The organism is Streptomyces fradiae ATCC 10745 = DSM 40063 (assembly GCF_008704425.1).
Lineage (GTDB): Bacteria > Actinomycetota > Actinomycetes > Streptomycetales > Streptomycetaceae > Streptomyces > Streptomyces fradiae.
Genome location: NZ_CP023696.1, coordinates 5,417,305 through 5,436,798, shown reverse-complemented (window position 1 = coordinate 5,436,798; position 19,494 = coordinate 5,417,305). Strand labels below are relative to the sequence as shown.

Annotated in this window: 11 protein-coding genes; 4 read left to right on the top strand and 7 right to left on the bottom strand. The window is 70.5% G+C overall.

What is annotated here, in order from left to right:
• Positions 1–116: 116 nt before the first annotated feature.
• Together CP974_RS23960 and CP974_RS23955 are read left to right on the top strand one after the other, a co-directional pair.
• On the top strand, positions 117–875 hold the full coding sequence (locus CP974_RS23960; protein WP_031128323.1) for a DUF6879 family protein: 759 nt from the start codon (positions 117–119) through the stop codon (positions 873–875).
• A gap of 15 nt (positions 876–890) precedes the next feature.
• Positions 891–1,781: a helix-turn-helix domain-containing protein gene (locus CP974_RS23955; RefSeq protein ID WP_051838862.1), complete on the top strand. Its 891-nt coding sequence runs from the start codon at positions 891–893 to the stop codon at positions 1,779–1,781.
• 282 nt (positions 1,782–2,063) lie between these two features.
• Here CP974_RS23955 and CP974_RS23950 read toward each other — a convergent pair whose 3' ends face one another.
• The 3 genes from CP974_RS23950 to CP974_RS23940 form a co-directional block, all read right to left on the bottom strand.
• A complete protein-coding gene (locus CP974_RS23950) occupies positions 2,064–2,939 on the bottom strand; it encodes a hypothetical protein (protein ID WP_031128326.1) in 876 nt (291 codons plus the stop codon).
• Positions 2,940–3,249: 310 nt separating this feature from the next.
• Entirely contained in the window at positions 3,250–3,453 is a 204-nt protein-coding gene (locus CP974_RS23945; RefSeq protein ID WP_031128328.1) for a DUF397 domain-containing protein, read from the bottom strand.
• The gene (locus tag CP974_RS23940) at positions 3,450–4,280 is read right to left on the bottom strand and encodes a helix-turn-helix domain-containing protein (protein WP_031128329.1); all 831 of its coding nucleotides are present in this window, start codon (positions 4,278–4,280) and stop codon (positions 3,450–3,452) included. Before CP974_RS23940 ends, CP974_RS23945 begins: the two co-directional genes overlap by 4 nt.
• A gap of 227 nt (positions 4,281–4,507) precedes the next feature.
• On the opposite strand from CP974_RS23940, the gene CP974_RS23935 reads away from it, so the two are divergent.
• On the top strand, positions 4,508–5,032 hold the full coding sequence (locus tag CP974_RS23935) for an ATP-binding protein (RefSeq protein WP_031128330.1): 525 nt from the start codon (positions 4,508–4,510) through the stop codon (positions 5,030–5,032).
• On the opposite strand, the gene pglX is transcribed toward CP974_RS23935, so the two are convergent.
• Together pglX and pglW are read right to left on the bottom strand one after the other, a co-directional pair.
• Complete coding sequence (gene pglX, locus CP974_RS23930; RefSeq protein WP_031128331.1) at positions 4,959–8,588, bottom strand: BREX-2 system adenine-specific DNA-methyltransferase PglX; 3,630 nt, start codon at positions 8,586–8,588, stop codon at positions 4,959–4,961. The genes CP974_RS23935 and pglX overlap by 74 nt on opposite strands.
• Positions 8,585–13,261: a BREX system serine/threonine kinase PglW gene (gene pglW, locus CP974_RS23925; protein WP_031128333.1), complete on the bottom strand. Its 4,677-nt coding sequence runs from the start codon at positions 13,259–13,261 to the stop codon at positions 8,585–8,587. Before pglW ends, pglX begins: the two co-directional genes overlap by 4 nt.
• 751 nt (positions 13,262–14,012) lie before the next feature.
• Here pglW and CP974_RS23920 point away from each other — a divergent pair.
• Positions 14,013–17,567, top strand: coding sequence for a WD40 repeat domain-containing protein (locus CP974_RS23920; protein ID WP_031128335.1), 3,555 nt, complete (start codon positions 14,013–14,015; stop codon positions 17,565–17,567).
• Between the two features lie 8 nt (positions 17,568–17,575).
• Here CP974_RS23920 and CP974_RS23915 read toward each other — a convergent pair whose 3' ends face one another.
• On the bottom strand, positions 17,576–17,875 hold the full coding sequence (locus CP974_RS23915; protein WP_031128337.1) for an NIPSNAP family protein: 300 nt from the start codon (positions 17,873–17,875) through the stop codon (positions 17,576–17,578).
• 617 nt (positions 17,876–18,492) lie between these two features.
• Positions 18,493–19,239 (bottom strand): 4'-phosphopantetheinyl transferase family protein, encoded by a 747-nt coding sequence (locus CP974_RS23910; RefSeq protein ID WP_051838863.1) that lies wholly within the window; start codon positions 19,237–19,239, stop codon positions 18,493–18,495.
• Positions 19,240–19,494: the final 255 nt, after the last annotated feature.

Genomic DNA, 19,494 nt, shown 5'->3' with positions numbered 1-19,494 from the left:
CTCCAGTCCTCGGCGAGGTTGCGTGAAGTTGCTGATGGAGGTCGGCCGAAGCCCGGGCGAGGGGAGTTGGTCTCGTGGAAGTCTGGGAGCTCACTCCCCGAGGGAAGGACGAGATCATGGCTCGACGACTGCGTTTCAACGGCACGGGCAGCGGCGTCAACGGGTGCCCGTCCCTGCACGAAGACCTCGACACGGGTGAGGTCATCGTGCACGGCCCCGCCCTCACCGACCCCGACGACATCGCCCGGCTCCGGCACCTCGACAAGGGCGAGGTGCCCATCGTGGTACCGCGCGAGCTGCTGGTCGACTTCGGTCCGAAGGAGGTCGTCCGCGTGCCGGACATCATCGGGCTGGACGAGTTCGACCGGCTCTTCACACAGTTCGAGCACACGGCGTGGCGCTTGGAGACGCGCCGCCGGTACGCGTCGGACGAGCTCACCGCCACCTACGCCCAGTTCACGAGTGGTGAGCCCGTCGACTGGCACGGCATCGACGCGGAGTGGTGCGCTGAACGCCGCGAGCAGACCGCGCTCGGCAAGCGGTTCGAGCGTGTCCGCATCGTCGACGACCCGCCTACGACAGGCCAGCTGTATCTGCTCGACAACGCGCGTCGCAACAGCGCCGTCGGCGAGAGGATCCTCAACCTGTCGCGAGAGGATGCCGACCGTCTCGGCCTGCCCGCCGAGGATTTCTGGATCTTCGACTCGCGGCTGGTCGCGCTGCTCAACTTCGACGACGCCGACAACCTCGTCGACGTCGAGCTGATCACCGAGCCCGCCGCAGTACTGCGGTACGTCATGACACGCGACGCGGCGCTGCATCATGCCGTCCCGTACGAGGAGTTCGCGGCGCGGCTGGCCGCGCAGGAGGACTGAGACAGGTGCGCTCCGGTGAGCACGGACTACCAGCAGGCACGGGAAGCGCTCGGGGTACGGCTGCGCGAGCTCAGGCTCTCCACCCCTGGGGGCCGGCTCACCGGTACGGAGCTCGCCGAGCAGTACGGGTGGAACAAGTCGAAGGTCAGCAGGCTGGAGAACGGCCGGCAGACACCCACACCCGATGACCTGCGCAAGTGGGCGGAGGCAACCGGCCAACCCGAGACGTTCGACGAACTGCTCGCGCGCCTCAAGGGCTTCGAAACCCACATCCGATCATGGCGGCGGCAGTTGACCTCGGGGCACAAGGCGGTCCAGGACACTCACCTGGGCGCGCATGCCGACGTCTCTGTGTTCCGCGGCTGGGAATCCTCCATGGTCTTCGGGATTCTCCAGACACCGGACTACGCGCGGTCGATCTTCACGAGGTACGCGGAACTCCAGCGGTCGCCACGCGACACCGAGGAGGCGGTCCGGTCCCGTGTGAAGCGGCAAGAGGCGCTGTACGACTCGTCCAAGCGCTTCCACCTCATCCTGTGGGAAGCAGCCCTTCACGCCCTGGTCTGCCCCCCGTCCGTGCTCGCCGCACAGCTCGACCGCCTCGCGGGAGCCATCGGCCTGGACACGGTGGAGCTGGGGATCATCCCCCTGTCCGCTTCGCTCAAGATCCCCCCGGCCACCGCTTTCTGGATCTACGACGACCGCCAAGTGATCGTCGAGAACTGGCACGCGGAGCTGTGGATCGACGACGAAGTCAGCGTGGACACGTATCTGCGTACCTGGAAGACACTCCGGGAGTCCGCCGTGTACGACGCCGACGCACACCGTCTCATCAGTGCGGCACGACGGGCATTGCACCCGCCGGCCGGGAGGGCAGACAACACAACGCAGGAGCGCCGCTCATGACCTCGCTCACCGGTTCCTCCCCAGAGCCACTCACCCCCACGCCGGAGTGGCGGCGCCCTTGCTGCCCCACACTCGAACGCGCGTTCGCCATGTATTTCACCTCGACATCGCGCGGTGCCCGCCTCACCCCCGCCGATCCCTGAACCCGCGGTGATGGCGTTGCGGGCGTGCGTCCGGGACAGAACGCGTCACGAGCGGGCGTGGCGCCGGCGGCCCCGTGCCCGCACCTCCGTTGAAGGCGGAACGCCGCTCCCACGAGCGGTCGGGAGGGCCCTCGCGGCGTCAGCTCCTGGGTTCCCCCAGCTTGACGGCAGTGGTGTCCGCGGCGTGCTGTTCTGCGTCTGCCGGGGTGAACGTCTCGTGTTCTTCGATGACTTCGCCGTCCACGATGTCCTCGTCCGCCGCTCGGTGCGTCGGGTCCGCCAGGGGCAGGCCGGCGAGGTGCTTCTTGAGCCTCTTGGCCATCGGAAGGTACGTCGCGAAGGTGAGCCCGCCGGAGACGGCGGCCCCGACGAGGGGGATGGCCTTCGAGACGGTCTTCGCGAACGACTCCTTCGTCATCTTGACGCCGATGAAGGCCGCGACCTTCTTCACTATGGGATAGACGACGCCGTGGGTGAGCGCCTTCTGAGGCAACTTCTTGGCGACCTGCTCCGACATCAACCCAGCGACCTTCCCCACGGCGGCGTTCGCCGACTGGGTGCCGAACATCACGCCGAAGAACAGCGTGAGTATCCCCTTGGTCGCGTCGTCGACGTCATCGCCCTCGCCGGCGAACAGGTCGGGCCAGCTGTAGAGATAGGCGAGCTTCTGCGCGATGCGCAGCATGTGGCCGATGTACTGCGCCAGGTCCGCGGGCACCGTGGCGGGGAGGGCGAGGATGCCGGGTATCCCGGCGGCGGCGGAGAGGGCGCTGACCTTGGCCGTCTCGTAGCGGATGGAGTCGTTGGCCGCCTTCTCCAGGACGTCGACGGTGATGCCCGCCGCCGCGGGGGTGTCCTCGATCGCCCGGCGGATCTCGTCCTCGGTGCAGTGGCGCGCCAGCGCAGACCGGAGGTACGCCTCCCGGTGGATACGCACACCGGGGAGCTTCGCCGCGGCCAGCAGCAGCACGAAGAAGCGCGACTCGGGGTTCTCGACCTCTTTGCCCTGTGTCATGGCAGGAACCTACAGCAGCTCAAGCGTGCCCAGGGCCGGACTTCGGCAGCTCCGTCGCCGCCTTGTCACGGGGCCGACGGAGAGGGGGTGCCGGCCGGACCACCAGGGCGGCGACACCACCTGGGCGGGCGGCCCATGCACGCGAACCGAGCGTTCGTGTGCGGGCGTTGACCGCTACGCCTGCGACGTCGGTGAGGGCCCCGGGGAGCAAGCCGCCACGGCCGTAGAAGCGGTCGCGGGAGCGGACACGCGCAGGGCCCTCCGGCGAGCGTCCGCCCACCGGAGAGCCCTGCGTACGGCGCCACCGCTGTCAGCGTGCCGCGAACTCCACGAAGGCCGCCCACGCCGTGGGCTCCACGGCCAGTGCGGTGCGGGTGGTGTCCTTCGAGTCGCGGACGTGGACCCTGGCGGGGGTGGCGGCGACTTCGACGCACTGACCGCCCTCGGCACCGCTGTAGCTGCTCTTGCCCCAGACAAGCGCAGGCGCGGGACCGCTCTTAGCTTCAGCGTTCATCTCTCTCCCAACAGCTTCTCGATGAAGGCCAGGGACTCACTCGGGGTGAGAGCCTGCGCTCGGATGATCCCATAGCGTGCGGACAGAGCATGGACTGCATCTCGCTCCGTAACCAGTGTGCTCCGGCCCTGAGCCTCCATGTAACCGACCTGTTGCCCCTGCCTGGGAGTAAGCAAGGTGAAGGCGCCATCCACACCCGCATTGTCCTGCCGGTCGAGCGGCATCACCTGCAGCTCGACGTTCCGCTTCTGTCCGAGCAGAAGCAACTGCTCAAGCTGCCCGCGCCATACCTGCTCACCTCCAAGCGGTCGACGCGCGACCGGCTCCTCCATGACGAAGCTCAGCAACGGGGCGGGCCACCTGTCGAAGACCTCCTGTCGCGCGAGCCTCGCCGCAACGCGCTGCTCGATGGTCGCCTCGTCAAGCAGTGGACGCCGCATCCCCAGCAGAGCCCGCGTGTACTCCTCTGTCTGCAACAAGCCGTTCACCACGTGGGTGTCGTACACGAAGAGCTCGGTGGCCTCGGCCTCCAACTTGGCTGCGTCTCGGAAGAACGCCGGATACTGGGCCCGAGCCACCTCCTCCTTGCTCGCGCTCAGTACCCCACCTGCCTGCAGCAGTTCATCAGCGCGGTCGATGAACTTCGGCGGCGGGATACGTCGCGCCTGCTCGAACGCAGCGATCGTCGAGACCGAGTACCCGGTCATGGATCCGAACCTCGCGCGGTCCAGGCCCGCCCGTTCCCGGAACAGTTTCAACTGCCGTCCGAACACGCACAGCATGCCCGTCCCGACCTCGTACTCCGGCTGCTGAACCTCGTCGTCCACGCCACAGCTCCTCTCGTACAACCGCCCAGTCGGCCAACTCAAAGCCCTGGAACCGGTCACGCCCCACCCCGCTTACAGGCGCTCCGACCGCGTGTACAGCCCCTGCCCGTCAGCCCATCACTCCTGGTCAACGCTACGCAGAGTCGGCCACCGTTGACCCTGTGAAGTCAGCAACTCCCCCGAACGGGCACACGCCGCAGCACCCCGCACCCGAACGCGAGTTCACCATGCGGTTCACCTCGACGCCGCGCGGTGCCCGCCTCGCCCGCCGCCTCGTCTCGCACCGCCTGGACGACTGGGGGCACCCCTACAGCAGCCCGATCAACGAGACCCTCACCCTCATCACGGCGGAACTGACCGCCAACGCCGTACGCCACGGCCGTGTCCCCGGCCGGGACTTCCGCGTCCAACTCACCCTGACCGAGGGCATCTTCCACATCGAGGTGACGGACACCCGCACCGAGAAGCGGCCTCCGGCCAGTCCCCTGGCGACCGACCCGCTTTCCGAGTCCGGGCGGGGTCTGCTCCTCGTCACCGCCCTCGCGGACGACTGGGGCGTCAGCCCCCGCCAGGCCGCGCCGGGCAAGACCGTGTGGGCGAAGCTGCACGTACGGCCGAAGGGCCACCCGCTCACGCACCGGGTGGCCCTTGAACCGACTGATGCCGATCTACTCCTGGCTACTTCTTCGCTGCTGCGCGACGGCCTCGTGTTGCGGCCGGAGGACGCCAGTCACGAAGGTCGTCGTCAGTGAGACCGTGCTCGCCCTGCTTCTGCTGGCGGTAACCGGCGAAGAAGTCCGCCGGGGAGCCGCTGTAGAGCACGTCGAACTCGTTGTGCCACTGGGACAACCACGGCTGGAGTTCCAGCAGGCCGGCGAGGAACGGCGTGATCTCCTCGGTGGACAGCGCGGTGTTGGTGAAGTACGTGGCGAGGGCCTGCGCCTGCTCCCGATGGTCCCAGCCGGCCCAGCCGTACAGCTCCGGGGTGGCGGCGTTGGTCTGCCCGTAGGAGATGAACCGCTCCTTGGGCACGTCCAACTTGCCGCGCGCCTTCCAGTAGGACGCGCGGAGGAAGTCGGCCGAGGTGTACTTCGGCGGCACGGGGATGGAGTCCCGGATCTTCCGCTTGGCCGGCTCGTCGGGCGCGGCGTCCTCCTGGCGCTGGAGGTCCCACACCTCTTCCCAGTCGGCGCGCTTCTTGAGCCCGGAGGGCTTGTAGCGCAGCGCGGAGAGGAACGGCACGTGCTCGTCGGTGATCAGCTCGGTGACGACCTTCGCGAGGTCCTTGCGGGGCGCGTAGAGCTTGGCGACGGAGACGAAGTCCTCGTCACGCGAGAGCGCGTCGGTGAGGCGGGCCAGCGTGAGGATGGCGGGCTGCCCATTCTCGTCGAACCAGAGGTCACGATTCTCCATCCGGTCGAGCAGCCAGGAGCGGAGGGCCTTCTCCTGGAGTGCGTCCCACCCTTCAGTAGCCCAACGCCGCTTGTACTCGGGCCGCTCGACCATGTTGATGGCCCGATTCGACTCGATGGCGTCGATCCGCTTCTGGACGACCTCCCGGTAGGGGGCGGGCCAGTGCGCAGGAATCTGAGTAATGGGCGTGGAGCCGTGCCGCTTGAACCACTCGCCACTGGCCTCGCCTGCGGCTACACGACGGGCGAGAACGATCTCGAAGGCACGCTCGCCGAGGGCGAGTTCGGGGATGTTGGGGTCGTCAGGGTCCTCGGAGGCGCGAAGGTCTTCAGGGTGAAGATTGTAGAGCGAGTAGACCTGCCAGTCGAGTTCCTCTTGAAGAGCGATCATGCGGTCTCGGGCGGACTCCCACGTCTGGCGAGCCTCACGGAAGGCGGTAGCCGTGGGGGTGATGGCTCGCGCCACAGCGAAGGGGGTGGTGACGGAGACTTGCTGAGCAAGAGTGTCGAGCGCAACAGCAACGGCAGCAGGGTACGCAGCAGGCAATGGAAGGCGCTCAATGTTTGAGCCGTTGAACTGGTAAAATCGCTCCCATTCCGAGCTGGTGAAACCTCCCCCTTCACCGCGAATCCCCTTGTCGTGACAGTTGAGCTTTAGCCAGAGGCAGGCAAGAGAACTGTTCAAGAGACCGAGAAGCTGAAGGTGTTCATCTTCATTCAAGCCCTCCCTCAGTTTCACCACGGGCGCGGTCTGCTTAAAGACCTTCCCACCACGATCCAGCGCGAAGCGATTATGTGTGGCGACCTCAGCGAACGTGATCGACAAAGGGGTCCGATAACGATCGGAAACCCATCGATACCATTCCCACCAAGCTTTACCTCGAACCTGCTGCGCCCGTCCCCCAACTTCCATGGTCGACCACAAATAGCTGCGCACCTTCCACAGCCACCGCCCCCAGGCGCTCCTGCCATCGTACGCCAACGGTTTCAGGTCACCACCGTATGGAGCAATTGCACTGTCACCGACGTCCACCTCCCAGTCCCGCACAACTTCACCGATGACCAGCGGGCGCGCGACGGTGGCATCGATACCCTGGCGCCGCAGCGAGGACGAGTCACTAATGAAGGCATCATCCTGGCCTGGGAAGCTGGCAAAGCCAATGTCACGTGCTAGCTCTGAGCGCAACTGTCCGACGGAATTCTCTTCAATGGACGAGTTCAGTTCCAAGCCGCCGTCGACCAGAATCCAGGGTTGCTTACTAAAGTATTTCTTGCGATCCAGATCATCGACGGATACCCACTGACTCACTGAACCAGGCTTGTCGATTTGCTCCACGATCGCCCGCCAGACTAGGCCCCTCTCAGCATTCTCCGGCGCGGACGGCTCGCCCTGCACACTTCGGACAGTGCGAATAGCAGACGATCGCCCATCACCACCGCGCTGCCTACCTACCAGCACAACTGTAGGCGTTCCATGACCCGGAATATAGGCACCCGAGGTGTCTATAACCTCGGTCAACTCCACCGCGTGGCCGAAGTACCCTTCGATGAGTTTTGCCCCGAACTCCCGCTTCATGAATGAGTTCGCAGTGATCTGCCCAGCCATGCCGTAACCGCAGCCCTCAGAATCTCCGCGCTTCGCCAGCTCAAAGAATCGCTGGGCGAACGGCACAGACAAAGCATACTTTCCCGAACAGGCCGGATACAGCTCTCGGTAAAGAACATTGAGCAACTTGTCCTTGACCGTGACATACGGCGGGTTCCCCACCACCACGTGATACCGCCCCGGCCGCAAAATCCCCGGGTACTCGTGCACATCCTCCGTGGCGTACTTGAACTCAGCCAACTCATCGACAAAGTCCTCGTCCACCCCACCGAACAAGTTCCCCTGCTGGCTGCCGCGAGCCTTGATCAGCGAGTCCCCCACCGCCAGGTGAATCGGCCACTCATACCGCGCCGCCTCCCCCAACGACCGCACCCCGCTCGCCGCCATCCCCGCAACCAGCAACCGAAACCGCGCGATGGCCACCGCGAACGGGTTGATGTCCACCCCGTGCACCGAGTCCAGCGCGGCCCGCACCCGCTCGTGCACGTCCTTGCCCGGCTGGCCCTCCGCCCACAGCCGCACCAGCCGCCGGAACGCCCCCAGCACGAAGTGCCCCGACCCGCACGTGGGGTCGATCATCTTCAGTTCCTCGTAGCCGAACTCCCGCACCGCCGGGTTCATCGTCCGGTCGAGGATGAACTCCTCCACGAACTCCGGCGTCTGGAGCAGCGCGTACGTCTTCCGGGCGGCCTCGCTCAGGTCCTGGTACAGGTCGCCCAGGAACCGTGTGTCCCAGCCTTCCGTGCCGTCCTCGTTCAGCGGGTCGGTGAAGTCGTGGACGAGGACGCCCGCCTCGTCGCGCCGGCGCCAGAACTCGACCAGCTCCCGCGCACCGTCGTGCGAGAGTGGGACCTGGTACAGCGGGTTGTGCCGCTTGTCGAAGAGGAGGCGGCCGGCCTGGCCCTGGCCCAGCTCGTCGAACGCCTTCTCCAGCCAGCCGCGGTAGGTCGGGTCGTCGTCCGACTCCACGTACGCGTCGTACCGCGCCTCCGCCAGCTCGCGCCGGTCGCCGTCCGGCCCGGTCAGGTACGGCTCGGGGATCAGCCGGTTGTCCTCGCAGAACCGCACGAAGACCGTGCCGAGCACCCACGCCACCGCGACCTGCGTGACCCGCTCGTCCAGCCACGCGTTCCACGTCGCCGCCGTACGCCCCAGCTTGCGCGCCCGGTCGTACTCGGCGCGCAGCCGCGCGCCGACCTCCCCGAGCGCCTTCACCTGCTTGCCCAGGTCGGCCTCGACCGCCTTGACCTGCTGCTTCAGGTCGTCCAACAGAGCCTTGCGGTCGATCACTTCGCGTCTCCCTCGACAGCGCTTGCCACAACCTCTCCGGACCCGCGGTGGCGGTTGCCCACCCACGCGTCCGGAAGCTGGATCCACTCCCCCAGGCCGGCCTGGTACGGCACGGCCACCTGCCCGAGCCTCGGCTCGCGTGACGGGTCGGGCTGCGGGACCAGCAGCCACAGGCCCCGCCCGCCCCGCCGGGCCGCCGACGCCAGCCGGTCCAGGACGCCCATCGCGTCGTACCGGGCGAACACCCCGGCCTCCGTCAGCAGGACCGGCCCGGCACCGCTGCCGCCACCGTCGCCCAGCAGCTCCACGATCCGGGGCTCGACCGCGCCCCACGCCGTGCGCGCGTACTCCGCGAACCGCACCGCGCCCTTCGAGCCCGGTTCGGCGGCGTCCGCCTTGAGCAGGGTCTCCCAGGTCGGCTTGGTGCCCGGGGTGACCTGCGCGCGCAGGGCCCGCAGGAACAGTTCGGTCACCGAGACCGCTTCCGCTCCCAGCCGCTCACCGCCCAGTGCGGCCACCGCTTCCCGCACCGACCGCTGCCCCACCGTCAGCACCCGGTACCCGTCCCGGCGGGCCGAGGCCAGCAGCCGCTCCTCCGCGCGGACCGCGCCCGCGAGCTGCGGGTCGTCCGCGTACCGCGTCACCGCGCTCGTACGGGTCGACTGCCGCCACGCGCCCGTCGTGAGGTAGCTGGAGGCGTCGTCCACCCGTGTCGGCAGGTAGCGCAGGGTGCCCGTGTCCTCGCGCGTGCTCAGCGACAGTTCGAAGCCCGCGTCGCGCAGCGCCTTGGTGAGCGGGCCGCCGGTCGGCAGATCGTGGGTGGTGCCGCCGCGACCGTCCGGGACGACCAGCTCGGGGAAGCGGGCGCGGACCCGCTCGTGCACGTCCTCACCGGTCAGGCCGGGCTGCCGGCCCTCCGGTACGCCCGGGTTCCAGCGGACGAGACCGGCCTGGGTGAGGCGCAGCGCCCGGACGAGGGGCAGGTCGCGCGGGTAGATCTCCAGGCGCGGGGTGGCGGCGGCGTTGACGGACGCGGCGGCGGCCAGCTCCACCATGCGCCGCTCGTCCCAGTCGACGGCGCCGGGCGGGACCGTCAGCGCGCCCAGTTCGGCCAGGACGGTCGCGGCCGTCGGCAGGGTGTCCAGCCGGGCGAGCCGGTCGGCGGTCCTGCCGAGGCGCGTCGCGTAGTCGAGCAGGCCGGGAGCGGTCGGGGTGTCCGGGGCGTCGTTCTCGCGGACGTCGAGGGCGAGCAGGCCGGCGCCCAGCGACTCGTCGGTCGCCTTGCGGTTCGGCTGGTGCTGGAACTCCGCCTCCTGCGGCACCAGCTGCTCGACCTCGACGACGGCCCGTACCGCCGCCAGGGCCATCGCGCGCCGCTGCTCGCGCCCGGCGAGGTGCGTGCCGCGCCGGACGGCGAGGGCGTCGGCTATCTCCACGGCGGAGGCGACGCGCCCCATGCTCGCCAGCAACTCGGTGATCTCGTCCCGCAGGGCCCGGACAGCGGGCTCCGCCGTCCAGCGCCTGCGCTCCTCCTTGAGCATCTGCGGGATGCGGCCGTGGCTGAGGCCGAGCGCGTCGGCGACGTCCTTCTGCTTGGGCCAGACGCCGATGCCGGGCAGGACGCCGTGCTCGTCGGGCAGGCGCAGCAGCAGGCGCACCATCTCCGCCTTGTTGCGGTTGGAGCCGTTGTTGTTGACGGCCGGCACGAGGACGGTGGCGAGGGTGTCGAGGCTGACCGAGCGCAGGGTGCGGGCGGACAGGGCGCCCGCCGACTCGCCCGTCGCGAGCTGCCCGACGACGGCGGACTCGGCGGCGGTGAGCTGGTCCAGCTCCTCCCTCGCCTCCGCCCGGCCCTTCGGGGTCAGCGGGGAGACGGGAATCTCACGCAGCCGCTCGCCCCACTCCCGCTGCCGCTGCTGGACCTCGTTGCGGGTCTTGGCGCCGAGGCCGGGGGCGTTGACGAGTTTGCGGCGGCTGTAGTCGAGGAGTTCGCCGACCGTGGTGAGGCCGAGGCCGTAGAGGAAGGACTGGGCGGCGGGCGTGAGACCGGAGACGGTCAGCGGGGTGTCGCGGGTGACCTCGGCGGCGAGCCGGTCGCGCTGCTGCTCGGCGGTCTCCGGCTCGGCGTCCGCGATGGCCGCGGCGGCGCCCCGGGCGGTCGCGGTCCCCTCGGCGGGGGCCGGGTGGCGGCTGCGGTGGCTGGAGGGGACGGTCTGGGAGGCGTCGAGGAAGACCTTGCGCCAGGCGTCCCGCATGGGCTTCAGCTCGGGGAACCGCCTGCCCGCGTCGCGGTGCAGGGCCTTCTGGAAGAAGGCGACGAGCCCGTCCCGCACGGCCGGGTCGAACGCCTCGGCCGCGATGGTCGGGTGGGGCCACTCCTTCGGGTCGGTCATGCGGGGTGGGACGCTGCCGTCGCCCCACCTGGGCAGCTCGCCGGAGGCCATCTGGTGCAGGGTGACGGCGACGGCGTACCGCTCGGCGTGGGAGTCGTAGGAGCCGCGCGTGATGACGTCGACGAAGGGGTCGAGGTAGCCGTCGGTGCCCGCGTCGGTGTTCTTCGCCGGGTAGCCGGCCAGCGAGAAGTCGATGAGGACGAGCTCGCGGGTGCGGTTGGGGCGGATGCGGACGGCGATGTTGTCCGGCTTGATGTCGCGGTGCCAGACGCCCTCGCCCTCGAGGAAGTCGACGGCGCCGAAGAGGTAGTCGCCGTACGCCTCCAGCTGGTCGACCTGGAGACGGCCGTGCTCGCGGAGCTGGCGGGCGACGGTCTCCTCGCGGCGGCGCGGACGCGTCCCGCCGTCGGCGCCCTGCGCGGCGTCGTCGCGCTCGTCGCCGACGTACTCCAGCACCAGGACCGTACGGCCGCCGATGTGGAGGGGCTCCGGTTCGACGAGGCGGATGATGCCGGAGTGGGGGCGCAGGCGGCGCATGGCCTCGGCCTCGCGGACGAGGATCTCGCCGCGGCTGTCGGACATGGCGACCTTCAGCACGGCCAGCGGGCGCGTCCTGCGGGTCTCCGCCTCCAGGTCGCGGACGAGGAAGGCGCGGCTGGTGGAGCCGGTGCCGAGGCGGCGGCGGACCTCCCACCGGCCGGCGAGCACGTCGCCGGCGACGGCCTCCAGCGGGTCCTTGTCGGCGCTCTCCCCGGCGCCCTGCCCGGCGTGCCCGTCGAGGGCCGAGGCCGGGGCGGTGAGGGAGTCCTCGACGTCCTCCAGCAGCTCCAGGAACTCGTCGACGCTGGAGAGGCGCTGGCCGGGCCGGTAGGCGGTGGCGGCCTGGACCAGGAAGTCCACGTCCTCGGACAGGCCGTCCACCAGGGAGCTGGGGCGCAGGCCCTCGCCCGCCTCCAGGCGGGCCAGCAGCTCGGCCTGGCTGGCGGCCGGGGCCTTGCCGGTGACCAGCAGGTAGGTGAGCACGCCGAGCCCGTACACGTCGAGGTAGACCGGGTCGGGGCTGAGGGCGGTCAGCTCCGGCGCGAGATAGGGGTCGGCGTCGTCGGACAGGTGCATGGAGGACAGGGCGGTCGGCGCGAACCGGGTCATGCCCTGCCCCTGGGAGGAGTCGCCGCTGCGCTGGGTGGCGATCTGCCAGTCGGAGATCTGCAGCCGCGGGGTGAGCCAGGCGGCCTCCTCCCCGACGGCCTGCCCCTTCCGGCCGCGCGACCGTGGGACGACGTGGACGGAGCGGGCGGCGAGCGCCCGGTGGTGGATGCGGCTGGCGTGCGCGGAGCGCATCGTCTCAGCGAGCTGGCGCACCAGTGCCATCCGGCCGAGGATGTCCAGCTTCTCCCCGTACTGGACCAGGTACTCGTCCAGTTTCAGGGTGTCCGGGTGGTAGTCGAAGATCAGCGCGGGGCCGGCGGCGTGCCCGGAGGGGAAGTACTGCTTGAGCTGGACGACACCCGGGTGCCTGAAGCGGCCCAGCACGGCGGCCTCGCGCCGGGCGGCGTTCTCCACCGACTGCCGCAGGGAGGCCTCGGAGCCGCGCTCGCTGAGGTAGATCCGCACGCGCGCGGCCTCGGGCAGGTCGCTGTGGCGGGCGAGGTAGTCGGTCCAGGTGGGTCCGGAGTCGAAGGACTTCCGCTCCAGCTCGTAGGGGCCGACCTTGTACTGGGCGTCGCTCTTGCGGATGCCGACGCTCTTCAGGGCCGCCGCGATCTCGCGGGAGCCGATCGCGGTGACGCGGCGCCGCTCGTCGGCGGGGGGCTGCTTGAGCATGTCGACCAGCTCATCGACGGTGTGGACGCCGTTGCGGTCGTGGGCGGGCAGCCGGACGCGGAGGCCGCCGTCGGTGAAGCAGACGGCCTCGGCGACCCAGACCCGCCTGGCGCCGGTCTGGGCGAGGAGGCCCGCCAGCTCCTTGGCCTTGCGGTTGACCAGGTGCAGCGGGTTGCCGTGCGTGCGGCGGCGGCCACCGGGCGTGGTCTGCACCCAGGTGCCGTTCTCGGAGGTGACCGAGCCGTGCCAGTCCTTCAGCTCGATCATGCACAGGCCGCCGGGGGCGACGACCAGCAGGTCCACCTCGCGGACGTGGCCGGTGTTCGCGGTGAAGGTGAAGTTCGACCAGGCCCGCCAGGGGTCGGAGTCCGGCAGCCGCTCCCGGATCGCCTCCAGGCCGCGGCGCTCGTGGTCGAACTCGGACTCGGTGACCGTGACCCACCGGCCTTCCCGCATACCTGTTCCCCGCTCCTCGGACCCCGCGGGGGCCGCCGTTCCTCATGGCCCGGCCCCTGCCGGGAATCCTAGCCTCGATCCTTTGCGACGGTCCGGCGGTTCTTCGGAACGCCGCTTCGGGCATTCGGGCAGGTGGTGGGCACCCTGAGGGCCCTGCTGTGGTGTCGGGTGGGCGCCGGATTCGACGGCTCCGGCCGAGTGGCAGGGCTCGCGGGGACGGGAAGGTGCTGGTAGGCCGAGGCTCGGGAGGGCGGGGAGTCGTACGCAGGGCCTCGATGATCGCATCGCTCCGGGGCCAGTGGCGGGCGGCTCCCAGGCACCGGCGGCGGTGACGAGGCGGACGGCCGCGGAGGACAGCCGAAGATCCGGCGGCGGAGCTTCCACCCACGCGAGAGAACGTCTTGCAGGCACAGCCCGTCCGGCACCGGCCGCGGCACCGGCGCCTTCTCGGGCCGGGACGGCAGCAGCGGTTCGATCAGCGCCGACCGCTGTCCGTGGCGCCTCACGGACCGCCCCCGAAAGGGGAGCCCTGCAAGGCAGCGCGCCGAACCCGACGGCCATGATGGCCTGTTCCCAAGGGTCTTCTTGAAGGGGCACCTGCCATCCGAAGATGATGTCCGGGCCCCTCGCGCTTCCGCCGGTCGGTACTACTCCCCGGTGGGACGCGTGACACGGGCTCGGGCGACGGACAGGGCGGGGGCGAGATGGTGCTGCGCGGGCGGTGCGCCGGTCGACGGCTGGGCGGTGCGTCATGAGGTCCCGACTGCAACTGGCCCTTCAGGGCATGCTGGTGCTGGTCACGTGTCTGCTGGGCATCACCACCAACTACGCCACCAGCACCGACAGCGCACCCTGGGCTCTGGAGGTGATCCGGCGCGGGTCCGTTCCGGCCATCGGCCTGCTCATCGTGGCCATGGTGGTAGGGCAGATCGTCGTCTACCGGCTGGAGAATCCGGCGCCCGCACGCGCGGAGTGGCCGCAGGACCGTATCCCGTACCCCGGGCTGGACGCGTACGGCGAGGACGAGGCGGCCGTCTACTTCGGGCGCGAGGCGCAGGCGGCCGAGCTGACACGGCGCCTGCAAGGTGCCGCCACCCGCCCGGCCGAACGGTTCCTGCTGCTGACGGGGCCTTCCGGCAGTGGCAAGTCCTCGCTTGTCCGGGCGGGGGTGCTGCCCCGGCTGCGTCGGCGCCGGTGGACGATCGTGCCAGTTTTCACCCCCGGCGCGAACCCCCTGCACGCCCTGGCATCGGCCCTTTCCCTCGCCGGCGGAGGCCGGGAGACGGCGGACATGGTCCTCCGGCGCCTGCGGCGGGGACCGGACGGGTTGGCCGGCGAGCTGTCACGGCTGCGGGGCGGGCAGTTCCGTCGGGTCCTCGTCGTCGTGGACCAGTTCGAGGAGCTCGTCACCCTCGCGAGCGAGCGGGAACAGGCGCACTTCCTGGACGCGCTCGCCGCGTGCCTCCGGCAGGAGCCGTCCGTCCGGGTGCTCGCCACATGCCGGGTGGATCTGCTGGGGCGACTGCTCGGGACCGGCCACGCGGATCTCCTTCGGAACCCCGTCGCCATCGGCAGAATGAGCAGGGCGGAACTCGTCCAGGTGGTGGAACGACCGGCGGCGCTTGTCGGCATGACGTTCTCGCCCGGTCTCGTCGAGACCATCGTGGACGACACCGGCACGGATGACGCGCTCCCCCTCCTCGCCTACCTCCTCCAGGAGTTGTACTTCGCCTGCGGGCCAGGAGGCTCCGTGACGGAGGAGACCTACCGGGAACTGGGCGGAGTGGTGGGGGCGCTCGCCCGGCAGGCCGACAACACGGTGGCCGCCCTCAGCAGCCCCGACGGCATCGACCTCGTCCTGCGGGTGCTGCTGAAGTTCGTCACGCTGGAGCAGGGCGGCCTCGTCCGCCGTCCGGTCCGCCTGTCCGAACTGGGCGACGAGGAACGGTACGTGGTGGACGCCTTCATCGACGCCCGACTCCTCCGGTCCTACGCGGCGCCGGATGAGGAGGGCGGTGAGCGCAGCGCCTATGCCGAGGTGACGCACGAGGCGTTGTTCCGCCAGTGGGCGCCGCTGCGCCAGGAAGCGGAGGCGCGGGCCGAACGGCTGCGGGAGCGCGCGGAGCTGGAGCGGTGGGCCGCGGACTGGGAGCGCTCCGGTCACAGCGTCGACTACCTGCTCACCGGGGAACGGCTCGCCGTCGCGCAGAGATGGCTCGCCGCCCTGGAGGAGGCCGGGCAGGCGTCCGCTCCCGCCCGCGCGCTCGTCGACGCTTCGCAACGCAACGACCTGGTCTTCCTCAGCCGCGTCTCGGACAGCCTCGGCCGCCAGGTCGTCTCCGGTGCCGAGTCCGACCCCGAACGCGCTCTGCTGCTGTCCGTCGCCGCGCTCGCCGAGTGCGCTCCGACGCCGGCAGCCCGGCGTGGGCTGCTCACCGCGCTGGCCGTGAGTCACGCCCGCATCCGGCTGGAGGGCCACTCGGACACGGTCCGGGACATCGCCTGGTCCCCCGACGGATGCCTGCTGGCCACCGCGTCCCGCGACGGGACGGCCCGCGTGTACGACGCCGAGTCCGGTCGTCCGCTGTGGGTGCTGCCTTGCGACGGTGCGATGGTCGAGTCGGTCTCGTTCTCCCCGGACGGGGCCAAGCTGGCCACCGCCGGACGTGATCACGTCGTGCGTGTCTGGGACATCCGGTCGGGCACACCCGTCGGCCACCTCACCGGTGCGGGAGACATCGGTCGGCGGGTGGCGTGGTCGCCTGACGGAGCGCTCCTGGCCGCGTCGTTCAGGGATCGGGTCGTCCGGGTGTGGGAGAGCGGCACCGGCCGGCTCGTGCGGGAGCTTCGCGGGCACAGTGGTGACGTGTGGGGCGTGGCCTGGTCGCCGGATGGTTCCCGTCTGGCCAGCGCGTCGCACGACAGGACGGTCGTCGTCTGGGACGCGGCGACCGGTGCGTCCACCGTGACTCTGACCGGCCACACGGAGTTCGTCGAGGGCATCGCGTGGTCGCCGGACGGGGCGCTCCTGGCCACCGGGTCCGGCGACCACACGGCCCGCGTCTGGGATTCCCGCACCGGTGCGCAGCGCCTGCTGCTGCGCGGTCACACCGACTACGTGTGGAACCCGGTCTTCTCGCCCGACGGCAGGTACCTCGCCACCCCGTCGTCCGACCGGACCGTACAGGTGGTCCGCGTACGGGATGCGCAAGTGGTGGCGGTGCTGCGCGGACACGCCGACACGGTGTGGTCGGTCGCGTGGGCGCCTTCGGGGACCCGGCTCGCGACCGCCTCGACGGACGGGACCGGCCGGGTGTGGGACCTCCAGCCGCAGGGGGCCGAGTCCGTGCTGGTGCAGGGGCACGACGGCCCGGTGAACCAGGCCGTCTGGTCCGGTGACGGCAGGCGGTGCGCCACCGTCTCCGACGACGGGACCGCACGGGTCTGGAGTACGGAGTCCGGGTCTCCCGCAGGTCCGGTGTCGACGCTCGGCGAGCGCCTGTGGAGCGTGGCGTGGGCGCCCCACGGCGACCGTTTGGCGCTCAGCACCTCGGACGGCCTGGTCCGGGTCCTGGACGGGAGCGGCGGTACGGTCTTCGATCTGCGGGGGGAGCCCGTCGAGGGCTGCTCGTGGTCTCCGGACGGCCGGCGTCTCGCGACCGGCGGGCACGACGGAACCGTACGCGTTCTCTCGGCCGCCGACGGAACCGAGCTGCGCAGACTCACGGGGCACCAGGACTGGGTGGGCCGCGTGGCGTGGTCGCCGAGCGGACAGAGGCTGGCCAGTTGCTCCGACGACCGCACCTGCCGTCTGTGGGACGCGTCCGACGGGACGCAGACGACGGTGCTCCGCGGCCACGACAACTACGTCGAGGACGCGTCCTGGTCTCCCGACGAGGCGCGTGTGGCGACGGCGTCCGGTGACTGGACGGCGGCGGTCTGGGACGCGGTGACGGGCCGCCGGATCGACGTACTGAAAGGACACGAAGGCCGGGTACGTGCCGTGGCGTGGTCGCCGGACGGCCGCAGGATCGCCACGGGCGGGGACGACCGGACGGTTCGGCTCTGGTCGGCCGCCACCTTCGAGGAGATCGCCGTCGTGGGCGTCCACCGTGACAAGGTCACTTCGGTGGCATGGTCCCCTGACGGGGCCCGGCTGCTGACCGCGTCCGCCGACGGGACCGGGCGTGTGTGGCCGGCGGATCCCGACTACGGTCTGCTGGAGGCGCGGGCGCGCGGGCGCGTGTTCCGCACCCTGGACGCGGAGGAGCGGCGACAGCACCTGCTGCCGCCGGATCCCCTCTGACGTTGCCGTCAGTACCGCTGCTCGACCGTGCGGTCGTCGGTGTGCAGAAGGTAGTCGTCCGGGTCCAGGTCCATCGCCGCGCGCTCGGGCGACGCCCAGTACGTCTCGTTTCGCTCCTCGAAGGACTCGGGTCCCTCGTAGGAGAGCAACCAGACGAACTGGTTCCGCTCCCGGTCCACCCAGGCTCCGCCGATCTCGAATCCCAGCTTCAGCCGGAGCGGCACGATGTCGTCCCGCCACCGCTCGACCCACTGGTCGAGCAGCCCCTCGCGGACGGTGTAGGTACGGAGCTGCGTGGTCCTGGCCATCGAACGCGCTCTCCCAGTCGAGTCGGGGCAGACAGCCACTCGGCGCAGGCACTGGCGACGCCGTCCGAGTGACCTGTCAACGGTACGTCACCGTGCCGGCCCCGCTCCGGGCGCCCACGATGCCCGGCCGACGCGGGCGGGCGGACGATGTGCGGCCGCTGGGCGTCGGCGGAGCGGGTGCACCCTGCTGTCTGCAAGCAGACATCCTCTGCCCGACGCGCTGCGTTCACCATGACTGCGATGATGACGCGTGGAGGGCAAGGCAATCATGGACCCACACCGCCTGGCCTGACCGGCCGAAGCGTATTCGGGCAGCCGTTCCGTTCGGCCTGGAAACGGTCATTACTCGTACTCGGGGCTGGACCCACCGGCCGTCGATGAGCTTCGCCTCCACACCGTAGTACGGAGGGGCGTTGCCGTTACGGGGCAGAGGACAGGTCTGCGGAGGACGGCCTGGGGACGTCTGCGGAGCACTTTCCGGGAATCGGTGCCGGTAGCCGACCGCAGTGGTGACGACGCGGTGCACGTCGGCGATCGTGAGGCGACGTTGTGAGTCGTCCCCCTGAGCTTCCCGCATCACGGCTTCGCCTGGAAGGTCAGGGGGCGGGGGTGTGGGGTTAGGGGAGGGTATGGGGGCGGGTGGCGGTGATCGGGGTGGTCGAGGCGAGGGCTGCTGTGTGGGCTTCGGGGGCCGGGAGGGGGTAGAGGTGGATGGGGGTGTCCGGCCAGCCGGGGATCGGGCCCGCGGTCACCTGCGGGCCGCGTACGTCGAGGTGGCGGGGGGCGGCGCGCAGGCCGAGGCCGGTGAGCTTCATCGCCGCCTCCTTGCGGGTCCAGGCGGTCAGGAGCCAGTCGGGCCGTTCGCGGGCGGGCAGTGCCGTGTAGTGCTCCCGCTCGGCCGGGGTCAGCACCGCTGCGGGGAGGGCGTCGGCGTCCCGGAGGGAGCCGCGGGCCTCGATGTCGACGCCGACCACCCCGTGTCCGGTCACGGCGATGAGCAGGTGCTCCTCGGTGTGCGACACCGAGTAGTCGACCGGGGGCGGCGTGCCGTGCGCGAAGCGGGGTCGGCCGTGCGGGACGGGGGGCTCGGTCGCGCAGTGGGCGCAGTCGCGCCTGACCGTGACGGCGGTGGGCGGCACGCCCAGGTAGTGGGCGCCCACGAGGCGCTGGGCCGCGCGGGAGGTCAGGAAGACCTCGCGGGCCCGGGTGCGGGTGAAGCGGGCGGCTGAAGCTCGCTCCTCCTCGTCGAGGAGGGTGAGCCAGTCCGGGCGCGGCCGGACGGGTATGTGCCAGAGGTGGCATTCCCCCGGGGCGGGGATGGCGGGGCGGGTGTCCTCGGGGGCTGGTGCCGGTGCCTCGGGCATGTCTTCGGGCGCGTCCCGTGTCGGTGGTGGGGTTCGGTCGGTGGTGCCGGGTGGGCCGGGCCGCTGGTCGCGGTGTGCCGGAGGTCGCCGCTTCGGGGCGTGCGCGGTGGCTCTCCTCGGCGGCAGGTTAGCCGAGCCGCCACCGGGTGGGCAGGTGGGGCGGCTTTGCCGGGTGGGCAACGCATATTCCGCCGAATGGCTCGAAGTGACATACTCCTGGCATGGCTGACGGCGCCTCAGGTGCGCCGGCCGTGC